Here is a 1,800-nt window from a genome sequence, read left to right on the forward strand (position 1 = left end):
CGTCGCCTCCGGGCCCGCGGCCCCGCCCGCCATCGGCGCTCATGCGAACTCCGCCTCGGCGTCGAGCCGGGCACCGCGCGCCCAGTCGACCGCGTTCATCATCTTCTTACCGGGTGGCTGAACAGCCTCCAGCACCATCGGAGAGGTGGCCGTGCCCACGAGGAGAGTCCGCTTGTCGAGCCGGATCCGCCCGGGCGTCAAGGCGGTCGTGCCCTCGTCAGACGGAGTCGCGGCACCGATCTTGACCCGTTCCCCGGCGAGCGTCGTCCACGCTCCCGGGGCCGGGGTCACGGATCGGATGTGACGATCCACCGCCAGTGCCGGATCAGCCCAGCGCACGCGCGCGTCGTCGACGGTGATCTTCCCTGCACGCGAGATACCGTCCGTCGGCTGCGGGACTGCGCGTGCCTCCCCCGCCTCGATGGCGTCGAGGGTGGCCACGAGCAGCTCCGCGCCGGACATCGACAGGCGACCGAGCAGGTCGCCGGCGGTGTCGCGCGGCCGTATCGCCTCGGTCATCGTCCCCAGGACCGGACCGGTGTCCATCCCCTCGTCGAGCAGGAAGGTCGTGGCCCCGGTCACCTCGTCTCCCGCCTCGATCGCGGCGTTGACCGGGGCGGCACCCCGCCACGCGGGCAACAGTGAGAAGTGGAGGTTCACCCACCCGTGGGTGGGGATGTCCAGCACGGGCCGCGGCACCAGGTGCCCGTAGGCGACCACCGGGACCGCGTCGGGGGCGAGTTCGCGGAGCCGCTCGGCGAACTGCGGGTCGCGCGCGTTCGGCGGGGTGAGGACCTCGATGCCCGCGTCGTCGGCGACAGCCGCCACGGCACTACGGGACAGACTCCGGCCACGACCGGTCCTGGCGTCGGGCCGCGAGACCGCCGCCACCACCTCGTGACGGTCGCAGCTCACGAGTGCCTCGAGTGACGGGACCGCCGCCTGCGGGGTGCCGGCGAAGACGAGACGCACGGCTCACCTCACCGCCATGGCGTCGGCGAGCCGGTCGTAGACGACCCCGTCGCTGATGGCGTCGCTACCGAACCACCCGGAGGCCCGGATCCCGGCCATCGCCGATCGACGCCGGTCCGGGGTGAGACGCTGGAGGAACAGGATGCCGTCGAGGTGGTCTGTCTCGTGCTGCACCGCGCGGGCGAGGATCCCGTCCGCCTCGAAGGTCACCGGGTCCCCCTTGACGTCCACGCCACGCGCGAGGACACGTGCGTAACGCTCAGTGGGCTCCGAGATCCCGGGAATCGACAGACAACCCTCGTTGACGTGCGTCTTCTCGTCACCGATCGGTTCCCACTCCGGATTGACCAGGTGGCCTTCCCGGCCACCACAGGTGTAGACGAACACCCGGGTGGACACACCGATCTGCGGCGCCGCCAACCCGGCCCCCTCCTCGTGACGGACTGTGTCCATGAGGTCGGCCACGGTGCGCGCCAGCCTGTCGTCGAACGAGGTGACGGGATCGGTCGGGGTCCTCAGGACGGGGTCACCGAAGAGCCGGACGGGGTGGACGGCCATGCGGATCTGAACTCCTCGCGGATGGGAAAGCGGTGAACGACCATTCTAGGTGCTCGCGGGCCGACCCACCGCACGGGCCGCTCAGCCGATGTGGACCGGATCGAGTCGCACCCGGACGGGGTCGGCGCTCCGACGGCCGGACCGCGCCACCACGACCGCCCGCAGCTCCGTGGAGACCGCGGCGAGGAGGCCGGGCGGGACGCGGAGCAACATCCGCTCGGGGTCGTCGACGCCGTCGTGGCCGGGCAACTCCTCGCCCGGGGGGAGGTA

At 71.8% G+C, this 1,800-nt stretch carries 2 protein-coding genes and 1 pseudogene; all 3 read right to left on the minus strand.

The window, feature by feature from the left end; genetic code table 11:
• Positions 1 to 39: 39 nt before the first annotated feature.
• Positions 40 to 972 carry a methionyl-tRNA formyltransferase gene (gene fmt, locus G6026_RS09885; RefSeq protein WP_182613068.1) on the minus strand — a complete coding sequence of 311 codons (933 nt, stop codon included), beginning with the start codon at positions 970 to 972 and terminating at the stop codon, positions 40 to 42.
• A gap of 3 nt (positions 973 to 975) precedes the next feature.
• Positions 976 to 1,530, minus strand: coding sequence for a peptide deformylase (def, locus tag G6026_RS09890; protein ID WP_182613069.1), 555 nt, complete (start codon positions 1,528 to 1,530; stop codon positions 976 to 978).
• 81 nt (positions 1,531 to 1,611) lie between these two features.
• Positions 1,612 to 1,800, minus strand: a pseudogene (locus G6026_RS09895) (primosome assembly protein PriA); the annotation flags it as partial.

The organism is Dietzia sp. DQ11-38-2, assembly GCF_014145055.1.
In the GTDB taxonomy this organism is placed as follows: Bacteria; Actinomycetota; Actinomycetes; order Mycobacteriales; family Mycobacteriaceae; genus Dietzia.